Source organism: Paenibacillus glycanilyticus NBRC 16618 (assembly GCF_004000805.1).
Classification (GTDB): Bacteria; Bacillota; Bacilli; order Paenibacillales; family Paenibacillaceae; genus Pristimantibacillus; species Pristimantibacillus glycanilyticus.
Map to the genome: position 1 here is coordinate 1 of NZ_BILY01000033.1, position 18,092 is coordinate 18,092.

10 protein-coding genes are annotated in these 18,092 nt (G+C 52.0%); all 10 read right to left on the reverse strand.

Annotated features, from left to right (window positions below; genetic code table 11):
• Positions 1–127: 127 nt before the first annotated feature.
• Positions 128–337 (reverse strand): hypothetical protein, encoded by a 210-nt coding sequence (locus PGL01S_RS22435; protein ID WP_127496804.1) that lies wholly within the window; start codon positions 335–337, stop codon positions 128–130.
• A gap of 1 nt (position 338) precedes the next feature.
• Complete coding sequence (locus tag PGL01S_RS22440; RefSeq protein WP_127496805.1) at positions 339–1,589, reverse strand: Ger(x)C family spore germination protein; 1,251 nt, start codon at positions 1,587–1,589, stop codon at positions 339–341.
• Positions 1,570–2,697: a GerAB/ArcD/ProY family transporter gene (locus PGL01S_RS22445; RefSeq protein WP_127496806.1), complete on the reverse strand. Its 1,128-nt coding sequence runs from the start codon at positions 2,695–2,697 to the stop codon at positions 1,570–1,572. Before PGL01S_RS22445 ends, PGL01S_RS22440 begins: the two co-directional genes overlap by 20 nt.
• Positions 2,694–4,253, reverse strand: coding sequence for a spore germination protein (locus PGL01S_RS22450; RefSeq protein ID WP_127496807.1), 1,560 nt, complete (start codon positions 4,251–4,253; stop codon positions 2,694–2,696). Before PGL01S_RS22450 ends, PGL01S_RS22445 begins: the two co-directional genes overlap by 4 nt.
• Before the next feature lie 117 nt (positions 4,254–4,370).
• Positions 4,371–5,981 carry a response regulator transcription factor gene (locus PGL01S_RS22455; protein ID WP_127496808.1) on the reverse strand — a complete coding sequence of 537 codons (1,611 nt, stop codon included), beginning with the start codon at positions 5,979–5,981 and terminating at the stop codon, positions 4,371–4,373.
• Positions 5,978–7,735: a sensor histidine kinase gene (locus PGL01S_RS22460; protein ID WP_127496809.1), complete on the reverse strand. Its 1,758-nt coding sequence runs from the start codon at positions 7,733–7,735 to the stop codon at positions 5,978–5,980. Before PGL01S_RS22460 ends, PGL01S_RS22455 begins: the two co-directional genes overlap by 4 nt.
• 37 nt (positions 7,736–7,772) lie before the next feature.
• Complete coding sequence (locus PGL01S_RS22465; RefSeq protein WP_127496810.1) at positions 7,773–9,338, reverse strand: ABC transporter substrate-binding protein; 1,566 nt, start codon at positions 9,336–9,338, stop codon at positions 7,773–7,775.
• A gap of 160 nt (positions 9,339–9,498) precedes the next feature.
• A complete protein-coding gene (locus PGL01S_RS22470) occupies positions 9,499–15,849 on the reverse strand; it encodes an S-layer homology domain-containing protein (protein WP_164775564.1) in 6,351 nt (2,116 codons plus the stop codon).
• 27 nt (positions 15,850–15,876) lie between these two features.
• On the reverse strand, positions 15,877–16,719 hold the full coding sequence (locus PGL01S_RS22475; protein ID WP_127496812.1) for a sugar ABC transporter permease: 843 nt from the start codon (positions 16,717–16,719) through the stop codon (positions 15,877–15,879).
• Position 16,720: 1 nt separating this feature from the next.
• Entirely contained in the window at positions 16,721–18,025 is a 1,305-nt protein-coding gene (locus tag PGL01S_RS22480; protein WP_127496813.1) for a sugar ABC transporter permease, read from the reverse strand.
• Positions 18,026–18,092 lie beyond the last annotated feature (67 nt).

Here is an 18,092-nt window from a genome sequence, read left to right on the forward strand (position 1 = left end):
CATCGAATTTCTCAATGATGTTCAGCTTTTCGTCCGAACCGCTTGTCTCTCTCGGCCGGAATTAGAATATATCATAGATCGCAATGCGATTGCAAGCTTTTTTTCAAAATTAATTACGCTTTATCTCTCACTCTTCATATTGATCATTAGAAGAACCGGCGGGCAGCATCGTTTGGCTGCATTCATCCTCGGGCATTTCTTGCTTCCATGGAGGATCGTGTCTGCGCATCCGGTTGGATACCCAATAGAAGCACATCGGGATGATCACGCATAGAGCAGCACTGAACAATATACTGGCCGACGGCAGCAGTCCGATCATTCTCTTTAACAAATCCATTCTAGTCCTCCGTTAAATTAATGTTGCCGCTTCTCCTTACGCTTACCTTTACATCCATTTGCACCGGGCGGGTAGAAAAGAGTTTGCCTTCCTCTTCCCACTGGTTCTCATGCTGCTTGAACCATCTGTAATGATTATGGAACAAATATTCGCGGAGTCCCATTACATCGCAGTTATATTCATGCTGCAGTTTATTGGCCGTGGACTCCATCAATTTAACGATTTCCTTCTGAACGCCGGTTTCCATTGCGGATATAGCAGGCTCCTTCAACGTATCCGGCGCATGGAACACCTCGTCCACAGACCCTTCCACTTCAATATGAAAAATGAAAGAAGGCAGGTTATCCCGGCCAAATGTACAATCTAACTTCCTGCTCACGCGTTCGATGCTGAATACGCCTAGCCGGTCTTCAAAGGTGAATTTAATTTGACCGCCTTTAACGTGCCCTTCCATAAAGTTAAGCCCGGCAGTTTCCTTAGAATTCAAGAAACCAACCATTTGATTCGAAGTTCCGTTAAAGACTGCGGCTTCCGTTACTGTAGAGTAGTTCCGGTTACCGTTCATAACCCCCTGAATGGCAAAGCTTTTGTGCTTGAGCAGAAATTCATGGACATCACCGATACGCGATTCAGGCAAAATCCTCGAGCTTTCCTTCGTATTATCCGACAGCTCTTCAAGATATTGTGCCGGCAGCTTCTGATCCGGCGGATGCGTATTCAGAATATTTCCCGCCTTATCCCGGGTGACCATCACCCTGGTTGACCGCCTCATCTGACTCTCCCGCAAGAAGAAATCAATGGCTTCAGCAAATTTTTGGGGTTTACGGGCAATGCTTTCCGAAATGATAATAACTTTTAAATGTTCAAAAAAAGGAGCGCGGCTTAAACGCTGAGAAAGCTTGGCCATGGAGGTAGCCATCGCGTTTTCTTCCACCGACATATTGAAATAGGCTTTATCGCCCTCAGAGCTTCCGTCCGATTTGTTGGTGCTCAGACCTGCCGGCATAACAATCTGGTAGAGCACCTTAAAAGTCTGCTTGGAGGAAACGCCGCTCTGTTTATCCTGCGACTGCGTGTCGTGATCTTGAATGTTGCTGCCTTGCTTCTCTCCCTCTTTCTTGTCCGGCTCGTCGATTCCTACCCCAACGACAAAACCGCGCTGGTCAATCTCAACACGATCCCAGCAGCCTGTCAGCAGAACAGAAGTCATTAAAAGCAAAGGCAGCATCCGTCTATGCACCGCTCTTGTCATTTGCCTTCTCCTCCTTGTTGTTCTTCTTTCCTCCAAACATCAGAAGAGAGATCGGCAACAAAATGCCGGACAGCATCGCCATATAACTGATCATATTTCCAAGGGTTGCGAATTGAGACATGTCCCCAGGTGCCATACAGATCAAATAGGCGATAGGCGCGATAATAAGCAACCGGTAACGTTTGGTCGATCTTTTGAATAAAAAAGACAAACACTCATTCGCCAAATCAAATCCCATTGCCGCCGTATTGTAAATCGTCATAATCCAAATGACAAAAAACAACGATTCGAAGCGTTCGAAAAAGTTGCCGGGGAACTGGATTTCCTTAGCAAGCTCGATAGTTGGATAAACGATATTCATGGCTCCGATATTGGAGAAAATCCCTATGACCAGTTGGTAGATAACCAGGTAAATGAAAACCGTCAGCGCAATACCCGACATAACCGCCTTAGGCGCTTTCTCGGGGCGTTCCATAAACACGATATAGTAGAGAATAATCTCGAACCCAAGCAAGGAGTAAATAACCTCCTTCATCCCTTGGGCAATGCCTATTGGCGGCGTAATCATAAATGGCTTCAAATTCCCAAACTCAAACCATCTGTATCCAAAACAGACGACAATCACAATCATAATAAGGACGGAAGGCAGAAACAAAACATTAAGCCGAAGCAGTCCCGATCTGCTGCCGGATACACCATAGACGACAACAAGAATAAAAACGAGGGAGATATACTCAACCGGAGTTCTATCAAATAAATATTGTTTTGAAATATTCGCGATCGCTCTCGTCTCATAGGAGCAGAACCCCAAAAAATAGCTGAATTGGAGAGCGGCAATGAGATAAGTGAACGGCCGGCCCACCAAGGTTACGGAATAATCCAGAAAGTTTTTGTTCCCCGCCCGGACCGCCACCTTTGAGACAAGCCAGCCGGCAAGAAGAGCAATGCCGCCTGCGAGCAAAATACTCATCCAGCCGTCAAACGAGCTTGTGTAGGTTGCCACCGAGCGGGGCAGCGTCAGAACGCCTACGCCAACCAGCATGGAAACGATAGTCATGCCCATCTCCAAGGTAGACAGAGGCTTTTCGCCGTAGCTGTTAATTCTCATGGCGTTCCCTTTCTTTTGCTTTTTTTGGTCAGTCTCTTCGTATCCATCGTTTCTAAAATCTCCGGCCTATGGGATAAGCGTATAACGGGCAGCCGATAAATAAGGTCACGCCAATCGGATAATCGCAGCGGAGCAAGCGGTGCCGTATACGGAATACCGAAGCTCCTCAGATTCACCAGATGAATGCAAGTGACAATCATCGCAAGCACGACGCCGTACAGCCCAAACACGCTTGCCGCAATCATAATAAGGAACCTCATAAGCCTGATGGTAATGGCAAAGCCGTAAGAAGGAATCGCAAAGGAAGCGATAGCCGTTACAGCTACGACAACAACCATGACCGGACTTACGATGCCTGCCGTTACGGCTGCCTCGCCTATGACCAGACCGCCGACAACGCCAATAGTCTGACCAATCGATTTGGGCAGTCTCACCCCGGCTTCTCGCAAAAGCTCTAAGGTAGCCTCCATCAGAAAAGTCTCGACTACTGCCGGAAAAGGAACCCCTTCCCTCGTTCCCGCTACGGAAAAGGCAAGCTTGGACGGCAGCATCCCGTGATGATATTCCAATACGGCGATATACATGCCCGGAAGGAATAACGCCACAAACACCGCCATGACGCGCAAAAGCCGAAGAACGCTGGATAGTATCCAGTTCTGGTAATAATCCTCCGGCGATTGAATAAAGGAAGCTATCGTTATCGGCAGGATCAACTGAAACGGCGTACCGTCGACAAGTATTCCCACTCTTCCTTGCAGCAGAGCACCCGCCACCTTATCCGGACGTTCCGTATTCAGAATCTGGGGGAAGGGCGACCAGTAATGGTCCTGGATCCATTGCTCGATAAAGCCGGAGCCTTCCGGATCATCAATGTCAATCGTACTGATTCTCCGCTTTACTTCGTTCACGAGCATAGGATTGACGATACCGTCTATATAAGCGACCGTTACATCCTTCCTGGATCTTCTTCCGATGCAATAGGATTCAAACCGGAGATGGGGATCCCGGATTCTTCTTCTAATCAAAGCCGTATTGGTCCTTAGATCTTCCGTAAAGCCATCCCTTGGTCCGCGGATAAGCGACTCGGTCTGCGGCTCTTCTATGGCCCGGCTCTTCCAGCCCTTGCTTCCGATCAGAACCGTCTCTTCCATGTCTTCCACAAATAGAGCGGCGTCTCCGGACAGGATTGTCAGCATAATGTCATCCCAATCCGAAGAACGCCTCATGTCCTGCAGAGACAGCTGCTCGGTCGTTTGCGCCTCCAGCCCTCTGCTGTATTCATCATCCATTTGGCCGGTATTCTCGGTACGTTCCGTACGGGTAAAATGGCTTCCGCTGACTTGTATCAGCTGGCTGATGACCTGATTTTGAATAACCTGCTTGTCAGCCAGGCCCTCAATGCATACAACCGCCGCTTTTTCTCCCTCCGCCATTCGAAACGTACGAATCAACAAATCGTTGGGCGAGCCAAGCGACTGCTTGATAAAAGCTAAATTATCGTTGACGGATGCGAATGGTTTCGATGGCTGCTCTAATGGTTGTCCGTTATGCTCCATATACATCCTCCCGCCAATTCGTTTAACTTCATGATGCCCGCGAAAGGAAATTTTATGAAGGAAAAACAAAAAACCACCTGAAAAGGTGGCGGGTTAAAAAGGATTTCTCCGTTGATATTACTGTACTTTGCGGTAAGGCTTGCGGTATTCCTGCGGCGTCACTCCGTGAATCTTGCGGAACAATCTGGCAAAGTACGAGAAATTCCCGTAGCTGAGCCCGTCGGCAATCTCGCTGATGCTGCGGTCCGTCGTAGCCAGCAGCTCCGCGGCCCTTTCCATTCGTTCCTTCAATATATAGTCGGTCAGTACCATGCCGGTCTCCTTCCGGAACAAGCGGGACAGATAGGCCGGATTCACAAAAGCAATAGACGCCAGCTGCTCGCGGGACAACTCTTCGTTCAGATGCTCGGCGATATGCGCCTTTACCTTTTGAACAATTGGACTAACGGACATCGTTCTCGCAAACAGACTGCCCGCGGCTTCGGCTATGCAGCTTACCCATAGCTTGAACTGTACGACGGAACGGGTTGCGGTCTCCACGCCGGAGCAGGCGTGATTCTCGTAAAGCTGCTGGGCTTGAAGCCCCTTGCGGTGCATCGCGTAATAGATGACCTGCAAGAGCGCATGGTAGGAAGCGGTTAACGTCTCAACCGTTGCTTTCGTAGAATCCATAGAATCGGTCCACTCTGCGAGCTTGAGAGAGAGCTCTGCCGTGCTCCCCTGCTCCAGCAAATCCGCCCAATCCAGCATGGACTCGGTGAAGGTAGCGGCTGGTCTGGCCGTATTGCTCAGCGGGTCCTCGCTCCAGATTACGCCGCCCGCCATGCTCACATTGCGGTATTCCTTGTTAAGCAGCGTCAGATAGCTTTGCAGTACTTCCGTTACGGCGGTTAATTGACCCACATAACAAGAGAGTCGGCAATAGAAATATTGCCTGCAGGCTTCGAGGTAATTCCGGCACAAAGCCTCGATTTCCTCTCTAGCCGCTTCGACCTCGCCTAGATGCAGCACCACAAGAATATTGCCCCGATGATCCTGGATAACGTTGCCGGGAAGCTTCTCGAGCAGCAGCTCTTCGGCCGATTTGCGCAGCGCAAATTCCATGATAAGCTCATCCCGTTCGTTAAGCGGACGTTCCCAGCTCTCCACGCTGATTAGGATGAGGCGCACCCGTTCGACCGTACTCATCCGCATATCGTAAGCGGAGAGCGACTGACGTATAGCGTCCGGATTGCTTGAAACTCTCCGTTCGAGCAGATCCTGCCAGAACCGTTCCACAAGCATCGGCTTGCGGCTGTTCCACAGCTCAACGATCTTGTTGTACTGGTCGTCGGTCTCGCTTATTCTCCGCTTCTCCTTCACCCGGGAGATGGCGGTAAGCAGCGTCTCCTCCAGCTCGGTATAAACAACGGGCTTCAGCAAATATTCAAAGCTGCCTAAGTGGATCGCGCGCTTGGCGTACTCGAACTCGGAATGGCAGGTCAAGACGATTGTCTCCGGCTGCATGCCTTGCGCTTTTACCCATTCCATCAGTTCGAGGCCGCTGATCTCCGGCATTTCGATATCGCATATGACAATATCGATCGGCTGTTCAAGCAGCAGCTGCTGCGCCATTGGAGCATGATACGCTTCATGCACCTCGTCTACCCCGATCAATTCCCATCGTACGCCCGAACGGAGTCCTTTTACCGCATAGATCTCATCATCGACAATAAGTACCCGTATCATAGTCCCGGCTCCCTTTCTCCCGTTTTGTATCTCGGCACCCGGAGCGTTACAACCGCGCCTTGCGGATCCGCGCTGCCAAATGCCATTCTGACCGTTCCTTTATAGTAGAGCCTGCATCGCCGGACAACGTTCCACAGCCCCAAGCTGCCGTCTCCGGGTTCAAGAGAATGCACCTTTACGCGCAATTGCTCCATTTGCTCCTCCGTTAGACCTTTCCCGTTATCCTCCACCTCAATGATCAACTCTGCGTCCTCCCCTTCGCCCTCGGCCGATATCTTCACCCGGATATGGAACGGCGAGCCCGTACGGATCGAGAAGCCGTGCACCATTGCGTTCTCCACCATCGGCTGAATAGTCAGGGGCGGAATATTGACCTTCTCGAGCGCCGGATCAACCTCGAAATCAAAAGCTAGCGTCTCCGGGAACCGGTATTTCTGAATCGATAGATAATGGAAGATATGCTCGACTTCTTCCTTCACGGTCACCGTTGATACTTGAGTACGGGTTGTAAACCGGAAATACCTCACAAGATGAAGGGACATGTTCTGGATGACTTCATAGTCTTTGATCTGGGCAAGCTGATAGACGATATTGAGAGAATTCATAAAGAAATGGGGGTGTATCTGGGCTTGCAGATGCTTCAGCTCCGCCTTCTGCGTCCGCAGCTGCTCCTCGTAAATATCTATCTTCAAATGCTCAATCTGCTGGGCCATGCCGTTAAACGTCTCTTTGAGCGTGATAAACTCCTGAAGCTTGTAATCCTCCATCCGGACGCTTAAGTCGCCTGATCGGATTTTCCGCATCCCTTTAATGAAATGATGGATCGGCTTCACGATCGAATTTTGCAGGAATAAGAGATAAAGTCCCAGCATGATCGCCGCCAGCATCGGAATGAGATACGTCATTTTGCGGAAGATCGGAAGCCCTTCGAGAAGCTTGCGCTCCGGCAGCAGGAAGATCAGGTTCATATCCGCCATCCGGGAGCTCTTGGCTACAAGCAAATACGGATTGCCAAGCTTGACAATATTGTAGGCCGCATTTCCGTTGTCCATATAAGCCGTCAGGTCAAAGGCTTCAACCTCTTGGCGAATGGATGTTCCAACCGTTGAAAGAGGCTTTCCCTCCCCCGATACCAGAAGCGCTTCCGCCTTGCCACCCTGACCCAGCTGGCGGATTGGCTCCATCAACCGGTTGAGGTCAATCCAGGCTCCGATATAGGAGTCGTAATTCGTATCCACGACCCGGACGAGCGCGTATTGCCCCTTCAGCTCGACTACCTTCCAGCCCGCCCGAAGCGCCGGATCGTGATCCGCAAGCAGCTCCTTCAGCTTGGATTGTATCTCCTGCTTGCGGGCATAGGTAACGGATTGCTGCTGGGCGACCAGAAGCTCCTTGTATTTCCCGCCGTAAGCGAACAACACATCCGCCGCGTCGTAATAGTTGATGTTCAAATCCAGATCGTTTGCCGTCTGCGTCGTGGATAGATAATACTCCCAGCTGTCCTTATCGTATTGGCTGAGCGAAATCAGGCTTTGATCCTGCTCCGCCGCTTTATAAAGATAGTTCTCGATCTCGCCAAGAACCTGGTCCATATCGTTCATATACATGGTGAGCATGTTGCGGTTCGACTGCGCCACCTGGGAATGGACAACCTTCGTCGCGTAAAGATTGTTCCACAACAGTAAAATGACGAGAGGAATAATAACGAGACCAAAGCCAAGTATCAGTCTGGATCGCATCGTTGCTTGTCTCATGACCTTCCTCCTCTCCTCATTGGGGCATTGTCGGCAGCTAATGGTCAGCAAGCCATAAATCAAGCTGGCGCTGCTTCTCCTGGACAACCTTATCGGCTCCCGCCGCCTTCAGCTTGCTTACGTACATCGGAATGATTTTCTCCGGATCCTGGGCACCCGTGTTAAAAGCCGGCATAAACTCCTTCTCGACCAGAATCGAAGCCGCAATCTCCGCCTTCACCCGCTCCGGGTTAAAGACAAAGCCTAACGCCTTCGACTTATCCGCTTGCTCGTTAAAGCTGCGGTATTCCTGCCATAATCCCGGATTCTCGTTATCCCACAGGTAGGAATTCAATTGATTGCCGAACATCCACGGCTGGTTCAGATTATAGCCAACCGTCTTCGCGTCAACGCCAGGCGGGTAGCCAATGACGTTGTCGGATTTCTTGACATAATGAATGCCTTCAATGCCCCAATCCAGCAGATTCAGCAAATAAGGATCCGTGTACAAAAGATTAAGCAGCATCATCGATTTCTCCGGATGCTTCGCGTTGCGGGTGATCGCAAACATCGCGCTTGTTGTATCCGCCGTGGTGGTGTAGGGTCTCGTCAGCTCTACGCTTACCATCGGATATCCGGTATCCCGGGAGGCTTGAATCTCGAAGCCTGGCTTCAGCGACTCTGCGTAAGCGAAGGCATTGCCGGCTTTTACCGCGTCATATTCATTATCCTTCGACGTTGTCGCATCCGCATTGAGGTAACCCTTCCGGTTCCACTCGTATAGCAGCTTGGCGTACGCCATAAATTCAGGAGTCTCCGCCATACTCAGCACCTTCGTCGACTGCCCTTCGCGGCGCAGAACGCCCGGACCTTCTCCCAGCATGTCGAATATGCCGTATTGCATCATAAACGTAAGCGGACTGCGGTCTGCCCTTGCTTGCAGCGGGGCCAGTTCCGGTTCATCCCGCTTAATCTTCTCGAAGATCGGACCAAAATCGGCTAGTGTCCTGACCTGCGACAGATCGATATCGTACTTGTCGACCAGATCCTGACGGAGCACAAGTCCTTTGCTGGAGGCAAACTCCTTGTTGGTCACAATGCCGTACAGCTTGCCGTTTACTTTGCTGGCCTCCAGAATGGAAGGATCCAGAATCTTGCGGATACCCGCTCCGTATTTGTCCAGCAATTCATCCAGCGGCAGATAACGGCCCTTCGCAATCTCGTCACCAAAGCGCATCCAGCCAGCCGTAAAAATAATGTCCATCTGCTCGCCGGATGCGAACATCAGCCCCGTCTTATCCCACCAGGAGCCCATGTCGATCGTGCGGATATCCACGGTTGCGTTTATTTTCTTCATGAGGTAGTCATTGATTTTATCTTCAACAAGGCTCAGATCCTTCGGCACGTTGCCTGCGGGGAAAACCATAACCAGCCGGTCGGTATCGCTGTCTGCTATGGGCCTTTCCTCCGCTTCTTCTTGGATCGGGGCTGTATTGGAATCGGCCGGGGATTTGGCCGGGTTGGATGTTTGTCCGTACATCGTCGAGAATGCGATTAGAATAGCAACGACGAGCAGCGATCCCATCATAATTGGAAGCGCTTTCTTGTTAGCTCTGTTGAACATGTCACTCGTCTCCTTGGCTCAAGGTTAGATACCTCATCATACAACGGCCTGATTCTTTCCGACTACTCTAATTGTAACTTTTAATAATAAGATTGTGACCTTGAGAGCATGGCAAACAGCCGGTCCGGGAAACTCTCCCTGACCGGCTTGCCCGGACTTGCTATGATTTGTTCATCAGACCGCCTGCCTGCAGGAGTCGCTTCAGCGTTACGGCTGCTTCAGCGCGCGATGCTTGGTCGAGCGGCGCAAACTTGCCGGCAGATTTGCCTTGCATGATTCCGGCGGCAACAAGCTCGTTGATTGCGGATTTCGCCCAATCGGCAATCTGACTGCCGTCTTGCGGGAAGGCCGCTTCCGGCGCTTCGGCTTGGATTGGCGCAGACCCGCGCTTCGTAACCAGAACCAATGCCCGTGCCAGCATAACCGCCATTTCCTGACGGGTAATTTCCTGATTCGGACGGAAGGTCCCGTCGCTCATGCCTTTGACAATGCCGTATTGAACGGCTGTCTTCACATAAGAAGCGTACCAGGCGGATGAAGCAACATCCGTAAAGGACGGGACTGATGTTTCACTGCCTGATGCAAGGCCAAGCGCTTTGACGACAAGCGCCGCGAACTCTGCTCTCGTTATATTGCGATTAGGCGCGAACAGATCCGTTGATACGCCGTTCACTATCCGTTTGTTCGCCAGCAGCAGAATATCGTCTTTGGCCCAATGGGCAGCGATATCCTTGAAGGAGACATCCGTCACCGCAACAGCGTACAAGCTGTTTGTTGTGCTAAATACCGTCACGGCCGTATCTCCGCCTTGGCTTGCGAACAACGCCGGAACCGTTCTGAACTGGCCCGTTGCCGGTTCGTAAACAATAACAGAGCTGTGGTCTTGATCTACCTGACCATTAATCGTAAAGCTTCTTGCAACAAACTGCTTGCCGAATTGATGGACCGGCATGGACTGGCCGCCGGATTGCAGCGTCAGCTCGAAGGAAACCGGATTGCCGGCAAGAGTAAAGCCCGCGGAAGCGGCTTTGCTCTTCATTTCGTCGGCTAACGTGCCGGAAACCGGCGAGAGGGTCAGCGTCAGCTTGGCATCGGCAGCTGCCAATGCATCCGCATAACCCGCTTCCTTCAGAATCGTCCATATCGTCGATGGAAGCGTGTAGGTCATTCCGCCATAACGGATAACAATGGATGTTTCTTGCGTTGCGGATGCAGCCGCCTTCAGTGCAGCGGCAGAGAATTCGGCTGCACCCGAGTTATCGCCTACTGGCAGGTCGATGACGATTTCCTTTTTGCCCGCGGTTAGTCCGGCATTCAGATCGGCGTCATAGTTAACGGAAGACCTAACCGGTGTTGAACCGCCCCCGCCCGTATGGCCGGAGCCCGAGTTGTCTTCATGCGTAATCGTGCGCAATTCAAACCCAGTGGACTTCGCATTAAAAACAGGACCAATCTTCGTATTGCGGACAATGACATTATCCAGATTAATGGAGCCACTTACGTCATTATTAACATGGATGCCCCATGTACCGGTGCCGTCAATGACATAGTTCTCGATCGTAATGCTGCGGGTACCGTTAGCAATCGCGTTTGGTCCGTTTACGTACAAGCCTTGATAAGTGCTGTCGAGTGCCGTGTTGTCTCGAATGGTAATGTCGGCGTCAATCGGCTTATCACCCGTGAACAGCCAGATTGCACCGAAGTTTTGACCCCAGCTTGGCTCGCGGCCGCCGGTACGGATCAGCGTATTGCGCTCGATAAGCGTGGTGCCGTCAAAGGCGACCGGATTAAAGCGTGTCGATACCGCAATCCCCGCGCCAAAGCCAACCGTATCCGTCAGGATATTATCCTGCACCTTGTTATCGCGTCCTCCGAAAATAGCCACGTTATCGGCCAGCCATGGCAGCTGAACCGTATTGAAACGTACGGTATTGCTGCTCACCCGGCTGTCATCGTCGGATACGCCTTCCGGCTTCTGCGACCAAAGCGCGATGCTGTCATCGCCGGAGTTGCGGATAAACGTCTGCTCAATCATCGAATTTCGCGTACCCGTTGTAAAATTGATGCCGTCTGCGTAAGTATCGCGAATACGCACTCCGCCAACGTACAAGCCGTCCGTCACGACTCCCTCATCGCTGCGCATCGACCAAATGCCGGCCTTGGCATGCTCGATCCATACATTCTGTAGGATGGAGCCTTTGCCAAACGTTCCGTCAAAGCCCGCTTCGCGCAGCTCGTCATGACGTCCCGTTACGCCAAGATCCATGTAGAGATCGTAGACGCGAACCTTGCTTCCTTCCGCCAGGAAGCCTGCGCCATGCAGCTCCGTATGCCAGATTCCAGCACCGCGGATCGTTACATTATCGATATGGAGAGGTCCTTGCGCAAGATTAAAGCTTCCTGCCGGAATCCATACGCCGGCACCTTGCTCCTTGGCAGCCGCGATTGCGGCTTCGAATGCGGCCGAATCGTCGGAGCTGTCATTGGCCGTTGCGCCAAAATCCGTCACCGATAAATAACTATTCGGCTTCGAATATGCGTCAGGCGCCTGCTCCAGATCAACCAGATCCACCACGTAATAATCGGCGTTATCGTCAGCCTCCTTCACGAGACGGATTGTCGAACCTGCCGCCACATCGCCTATTAATAAGCGGGACTCATCATAGAAACGATGAGCGTCTCCGTTTGCCGGATTATTCGTCCACGGATATTTGCCGTATACCCAGCTGTACTTGCTGGAAAGGTTGATCTTGCCTTGTTTATTGCCATTAATATAAAGCGTCAGCGTATGCTCTTCGCCGTCACCCGCCGGAGAATCCGGGATGATATAACGCATGGTCAGTGCATTTGCCCGTTCCGTTGTTTTGAACTCGACATATTGCCCTGTTGCATCCAGACGAACCGCCTCTCTGCCGGAGGCCTCGGAAGCGAAAGTCTTGAACGTACGGTCTTCTTCTATAAGAGTACCGTTTGTTATGCCATGCTCCGCTTCATAGGTTGTAAACGGAACGGTCGCTCCGCGGTAATCCTTGCTTATGGCGTTCCGCACGAGGAGGTAATCTACGTTAACACCGCCCGTACTGCCGTTATCGTATTGAAGCGATACGGTATTCATGCCTGCGCGAAGCGGCAGCTCGAGGGTAAGGTCTGACCAACTGCTGCCCGTGCTTGGGAACTCGGCGGCAGCGGTTTGCTTCAGACCGTTGACGTAAAGGGCTAACGTTGCTGTACGGCTGTCGTTATTCCGGAAACGAAGCTTAGCGGAATAGTTGTCTGCTTTGTCCGTATTGACGGCAAAAAGTAAGGCTGCATCCTCTTGCGTAAAGCCGGCAACGGAAGTTTCATTCGCCGTTACCCCGCCCGTCATAAACGCGTCTTCCGCTTCGTAACGGACATCGCTCTTCACCGCTTGCAGCTGCCAATGCGCCGCAGCTTCGGATGTTTCCAAGGCTTGAATGGATACAGCGCCAGCGGCACCAACCGTCAAATATTGCCCTGTGGCAGAAGCATTGCCGAGCACTTGATAACCTCCGTAAGAAGAGACATTCCATTGCGTGGACAAGCTTGCCCCATCGGTTAAGACGGTTGCTTGACCGCTTGCCTTCACGGCTAGCTTGCGGCCGCTTGCCTGATTCACGTATTGCTTATGGCCGTTATAATCCTGCGGCAGCCATTCTGCCGCTTTGCCGTCGGCAGCAGCAGGCGTATCCGCCACAATTACGCCATTACGTTCAATCAGTGCTTTGCCGCTGACAGCATCCACAATCCGGACCGAGTTAAGCTCCTTTAATACCGGAGTTACCGCATTTGCCGGACCGTCAACCGGCGGCACCGTTACCGCTTCAGCAGGCGCCGTCTCGAATTTCCATTGCACGCCGCGGCTTTCAATCGATCTCAATTCATACTGAGCGTAGCCCTGCAGGTCTTCGGTATGAATATAGTTGTCTTCGTAACCAACAGCTGCGCTGCGGAGCAGATAAAGGCCGGCTGAAGGACCATTTTCCACTACCCATTGCACCTTCGTGTCGTCTGCAGCCGGCGATGCCGTAGTCTCGAGGTAGCTTTGTTCATGTTCAATCGAAATCGCGTTGCCCGTCGCCCGGTTTACGATCAGCTGCTTGCCTTCCTTACTGGTCATCTTCCAATGCGAAGCCGCGTTATTGGCAGCCGGCGTTCCGTACAAAACCACGTTATTGCCATTCTCATACAGGTATTGACCGGAAGCTTCGTTCTTGATGCGGATATAACCTTCCGGCAGCCCGGCCGGTGCTTGAGGTGCAGCCTCCAGCACCCACTGCGCGCTGCCCCAGTCGGCAGGAATCGGGCTCGCCTGACCATAACCGGTCTGGTCCTGCATATGAATGCGTGCAGGTTCGTTATTCCAGTTCGCGTTCCAGCCGTTGCTGAATACTTTCGTATTCGCCGCTCCCTCAACATCCGTCATCTCCCACTGCACGCTGCCCCATGACTTATCAAGCGTCAAGCTTTCCAGAGGCTTTAGATGAGGGTTTGCTTCATTCTCGGCACGATTAATATTCTCGTTCGAAATCATATGGCCGGTCGCCTTGTTCACGATATATACGCCTTGCGGAGCGGATTCGAGGGACCACTGGGAAGCCGGATCCTCTGCCGCAGGCTGGCCGTAAGCGACCTTGCCATTCTCGTCCTCAAAGAGATATTGGCCAAAATAGCTGTTCTTCAGGCGCACATAAGCAGGCGCAGTCTCGCCTACCGTAATAAACTCCCATTTCGGGCTGCCCCAATCCTTCGGCACGACGCTAAGCTGCGCGTGCTTCAGCTTGTTCTCGACGTTAATGTATTTGCCGCTGGCATCGCCAGGCTTGCCAATCAGCTTGTAGCCTTGATAGGTCTCGATCGTCCAGTCGCCCGCTGATGATTCGTCGGCCAACGCCGTCGATTTCAGCGCGTCCCGGTCGCCTGCTACTCCTTCATTGTTTAAGTAGTGACCGGTCCCGCGGTTCTTGATCCGCTTCACGCCGTCATGCTCCTCAACCAGCCATTGCGCATTCCGGTCCGAAGGCTGTACGTTGCCGTACTGGACAACGCCGTTTGCATCCTCGAACAAATACAGCTGCAGCCAGTTGTTCTTGATCCGGATATACGGAATAACGGGCTCCTTCGGCGGAGCCGGATCCTCCAGCGCCCATTGCGCGCTGCCCCACGTTGCCTGCGCCCAGTTATTGCCCTGCGCGAAGCCGTCCTGATTCTGTACGTTGATGAAGCTGTTGGCGCTTGCCGCGCTTCGGAGCGTGACGTAGCCCTCGACTTCACCGCCGCTGTCATTCTTGGCGGCCGCAACTATCCAGGCCGAATCCGCGCTTGGCGAGTTCTCCGCGGAGAGCGGTGTTGCTCCTACGTAATCGACGCTTGTTGCGTAATGACCGGTTGCTAGATTGCGCAGCAGCGTCCCGTTTGCCGTGTCGATTAGAATCCATTGCGACGCCTTATCGGTATAGGCGGGTTCGCCATATTTGATCTGGCCGTTCTCTTCATACAAATAGGTGCCCTTCCAATTGTTCTTGATCCGCTTCGGAGCGGAATCCGCCGCAGGCTCAAGCCTCCAGACGGCGCTGCCCCAGCTCTTCTGCGCCCAGTTGTTCGCGCGGACGATGCCGTCCGGGCCGTTGCCGGTGCCCTGAATATTAACGATCCAGCTGTTGTCGCGGGAGCTGACGATGTTGATGCCGCCATTGTCATCAGCCGCTTCCAGGAACCATAAATCCGATGTCCAGCCCTCGTCAATCGCGGAAATACCAACCGGATTCGTCATTTGCTCCGCGGTAATCGCCTGCGAATGAAGGTAATGTCCGGTTGCTCGGTTGCGTAGACGTTGGTAGCCATCCTTGTCTTCCACGAACCATTGCGAAGACGTATCGTTCAAAGCGATTTCTCCGTATTTCACTTCTCCATCTTCTTCATATAAATAGGAGCCGTTCCACGGACTAACGATCCGAACCGGCTCGGTTGCTTCGGCGGGATCCAGCGTCCATGTCGCGCTTCCCCAATCCTTTTGCGCCCAGTTGTTCGCCTGCACCTTGCCGTCTTGAATCTGGAAGTTCACAATCCAGGATGGATTGCGCGTACTGACAATATTGAACTCCCCCGGCTTGCTTGCTACTTCCGCAATATCCCAAGTGTCGAATAACGAGCCTTCGCTTGCAGCCGAGCTCTCCACCGCATTTGTAATATTTGCATCCGTCACTTGCTCCGAGTTCATGTAATGGCCGGTAGCGCGGTTCTTGATGCGCTTATGTCCATCCTTCTCCTCCAATGTCCATTGCGCATAAGGATCGTTTTCTGCGGGAAAACCGTAACGCACTTTACCTTCGGCATCCTCATAAAGGGAATACCCTTGCCAAGGATTATGAATTCGAATGTAAGCGTCTTCATTATTAACCCCGGAAACGCCGTCCGCATTAGCGGACAGCGGGGGGATCGCAATAAGGAGCGCCATGCACAGAATCATCAGCTTTTTCAATAATGATGGCATTGATCCCATTCCTCCTAAAATGAATTGTTAACCTTTGGTTGCCCCATCCGCAAGACCGGAAATAAGGAACCTTTGCAGCAGCAGGAAGACAATCGAGATCGGAATCGCAATCAGGATTGTGCCTGCGGCAAACATCGTAAAGTTGTTCGCGAACTTATCGTTAATGAAGTTGTACAAGCCTAGCGCCAGCGTAAACTTCTCCGGGCTGCGGATAATGATCTGCGGCGTCAGGAAGTCGAAGAACGGCGCCATAAACGTAAACAAGGCAACAACCGCGATAATCGGGCTGGCAAGCGGCACCAGAATGCGGAAGAAAATCGTCAGGTAGCCCGCTCCGTCGATTTTGGCCGATTCGTCGAGATCGCGCGGAATCGTATCGAGGTACCCTTTTACAAGGAACAGGTTCATCGGCAAGCCGCCAAACACATAAATCAGGATTAAACCCAAAAACGTATCCAGCAGGTTTACGGTATTGAGCAGCAGGTAGATCGCCACCATCCCCATCAAGACCGGGAACATCTGCAGCAGCAGGAACGTGTAGATGCTGTTCTTCCGTCCGACAAACCGGAACCGCGAGAACACGTAAGCCACGATGGATACGATGCAGACCGAGGCGATGCCGTTCGCAAACGCGATGATCAGCGTATTTTTGTACCATAGGGTGTAGTTGCTGCTCGGATTGTTGAACAGCCATTCGTAATGCTCGAGCGACCAGTTGTCCGGGATCATCTTGAGCGAGAACAAGCTGGTGCCCGGGTTGAGGGACATGCTGAACGCCCAGAGCAGCGGGTACAAAATAATGAGGAACATGATCAGGACAACCAGATAAATGCCGGACACTTCCAGAGCGGATTTGAGCGAACGTTTCATTTTAGTACATATCCTCCTCTCTGAAGGAACGGGTTCTGCTGAATTGATAGAGAGCAAACGCCGCGACGACGATACCCATGATGATGGATACGGCGGCAGCCATTTTGTAGTTGTTTTCCTTAAACGTCAGGCTGTACACCCACGAGATCAGGATATCGGTTGCACCCGAGTTCTGGCCCGGAACCGGAGGACCGCCCTTGTTGAACAAATAAATAATATTGAAGTTATTGAAGTTATACGAGTATTGCATAATGAGCAGCGGAGCCGTTGCGAACAGCACATGCGGCATCGTGATGAAACGGAACTTTTTCCAGCGGCTTCCCCCGTCCACATCGGCTGCTTCATACCAGTCCTTCGAGATTCCTTGAAGTACCCCGGTAATCAGCGTAAATACGTACGGGAAACCAAGCCATACTTGAATGCCGATAATCGCCACGCGCGCCCAGGTCGGATCGGAGAGCCACGGAATCGACACGCCAAAGTGGGAGAAAATATCCCGGTTAATCGCGCCAAACGTATCGTTAAACATCGCCGTAAATACAAGCACGGTCATAAATGACGGAACCGCCCAGGGGAGAATCATAACCGTACGGATCAGGCGTTTGAACCTGACTCGGCTGTCATTGATCATTACCGCAAGGAAAAAAGCCAGCATAATTTGCAGCGTTGTCGCGACAAGTGTCCATACGACCGTCCAGGAAAGAACGGTAAATAAGCTTTTGCTCCACACGGCTTCCGTGAATAAAGCTTTAAAGTTCGCAAAACCAACCCAGTCCAGCAGATGGGCAGGCGGTGAATTGTACAGGTTGTAGTTGGTAAAAGCGAGAGAGATCATAAACAGCAGCGGGAAAATGACGATCAGCGCCATCATGATGAAATTCGGCACAACGACGAAATACGGGAAGCCATGCTCCCAGCTGTCCTGGAAGGCCTGCCGGACGGATGGCGTGCGGATGCCCTCTCGGCGTTTTTTCGCATCCTTCCGGGCATCCAGCACATTCAGCACGTACAGGCCTAGCAGGATAACGCCAATGATGGAGGATAACAAACCTTGGACGAGCAAATTACGGGAATCGTCGGTCTCCGGGTTGTCCCCGAGCGTAATCATTCCTGCGATGCTGTTTGCGATAGGCACGGATAACGCAATGATCAAGCTTAAGCCAATTACAAGAAATACAATCCCTTTGATCCAGCGACGGTTGTACAGCTGGCCTAATCCAGGAACGATGGACAGGACGGTCGCGAGGGCGGGATTATGATGGCTTTGTCTGGTTTGCGACACGGGCTCCAGGGCGTTGATGTTCATGTTTGGTTCACCTTCCATATTTCCGAATGCGATGTAATGGAGAAAGGGGCTGTGAGGAGCCCCTTTC

Coding starts and splice junctions, on each gene's coding strand:
- PGL01S_RS22435 (WP_127496804.1), bottom strand. CDS start 337: ATGGATTTGTTAAAGAGAATGATCGGACTGCTGCCGTCGGCCAGTATA.
- PGL01S_RS22440 (WP_127496805.1), bottom strand. CDS start 1,589: ATGACAAGAGCGGTGCATAGACGGATGCTGCCTTTGCTTTTAATGACT.
- PGL01S_RS22445 (WP_127496806.1), bottom strand. CDS start 2,697: ATGAGAATTAACAGCTACGGCGAAAAGCCTCTGTCTACCTTGGAGATG.
- PGL01S_RS22450 (WP_127496807.1), bottom strand. CDS start 4,253: ATGGAGCATAACGGACAACCATTAGAGCAGCCATCGAAACCATTCGCA.
- PGL01S_RS22455 (WP_127496808.1), bottom strand. CDS start 5,981: ATGATACGGGTACTTATTGTCGATGATGAGATCTATGCGGTAAAAGGA.
- PGL01S_RS22460 (WP_127496809.1), bottom strand. CDS start 7,735: ATGAGACAAGCAACGATGCGATCCAGACTGATACTTGGCTTTGGTCTC.
- PGL01S_RS22465 (WP_127496810.1), bottom strand. CDS start 9,338: ATGTTCAACAGAGCTAACAAGAAAGCGCTTCCAATTATGATGGGATCG.
- PGL01S_RS22470 (WP_164775564.1), bottom strand. CDS start 15,849: ATGCCATCATTATTGAAAAAGCTGATGATTCTGTGCATGGCGCTCCTT.
- PGL01S_RS22475 (WP_127496812.1), bottom strand. CDS start 16,719: ATGAAACGTTCGCTCAAATCCGCTCTGGAAGTGTCCGGCATTTATCTG.
- PGL01S_RS22480 (WP_127496813.1), bottom strand. CDS start 18,025: ATGAACATCAACGCCCTGGAGCCCGTGTCGCAAACCAGACAAAGCCAT.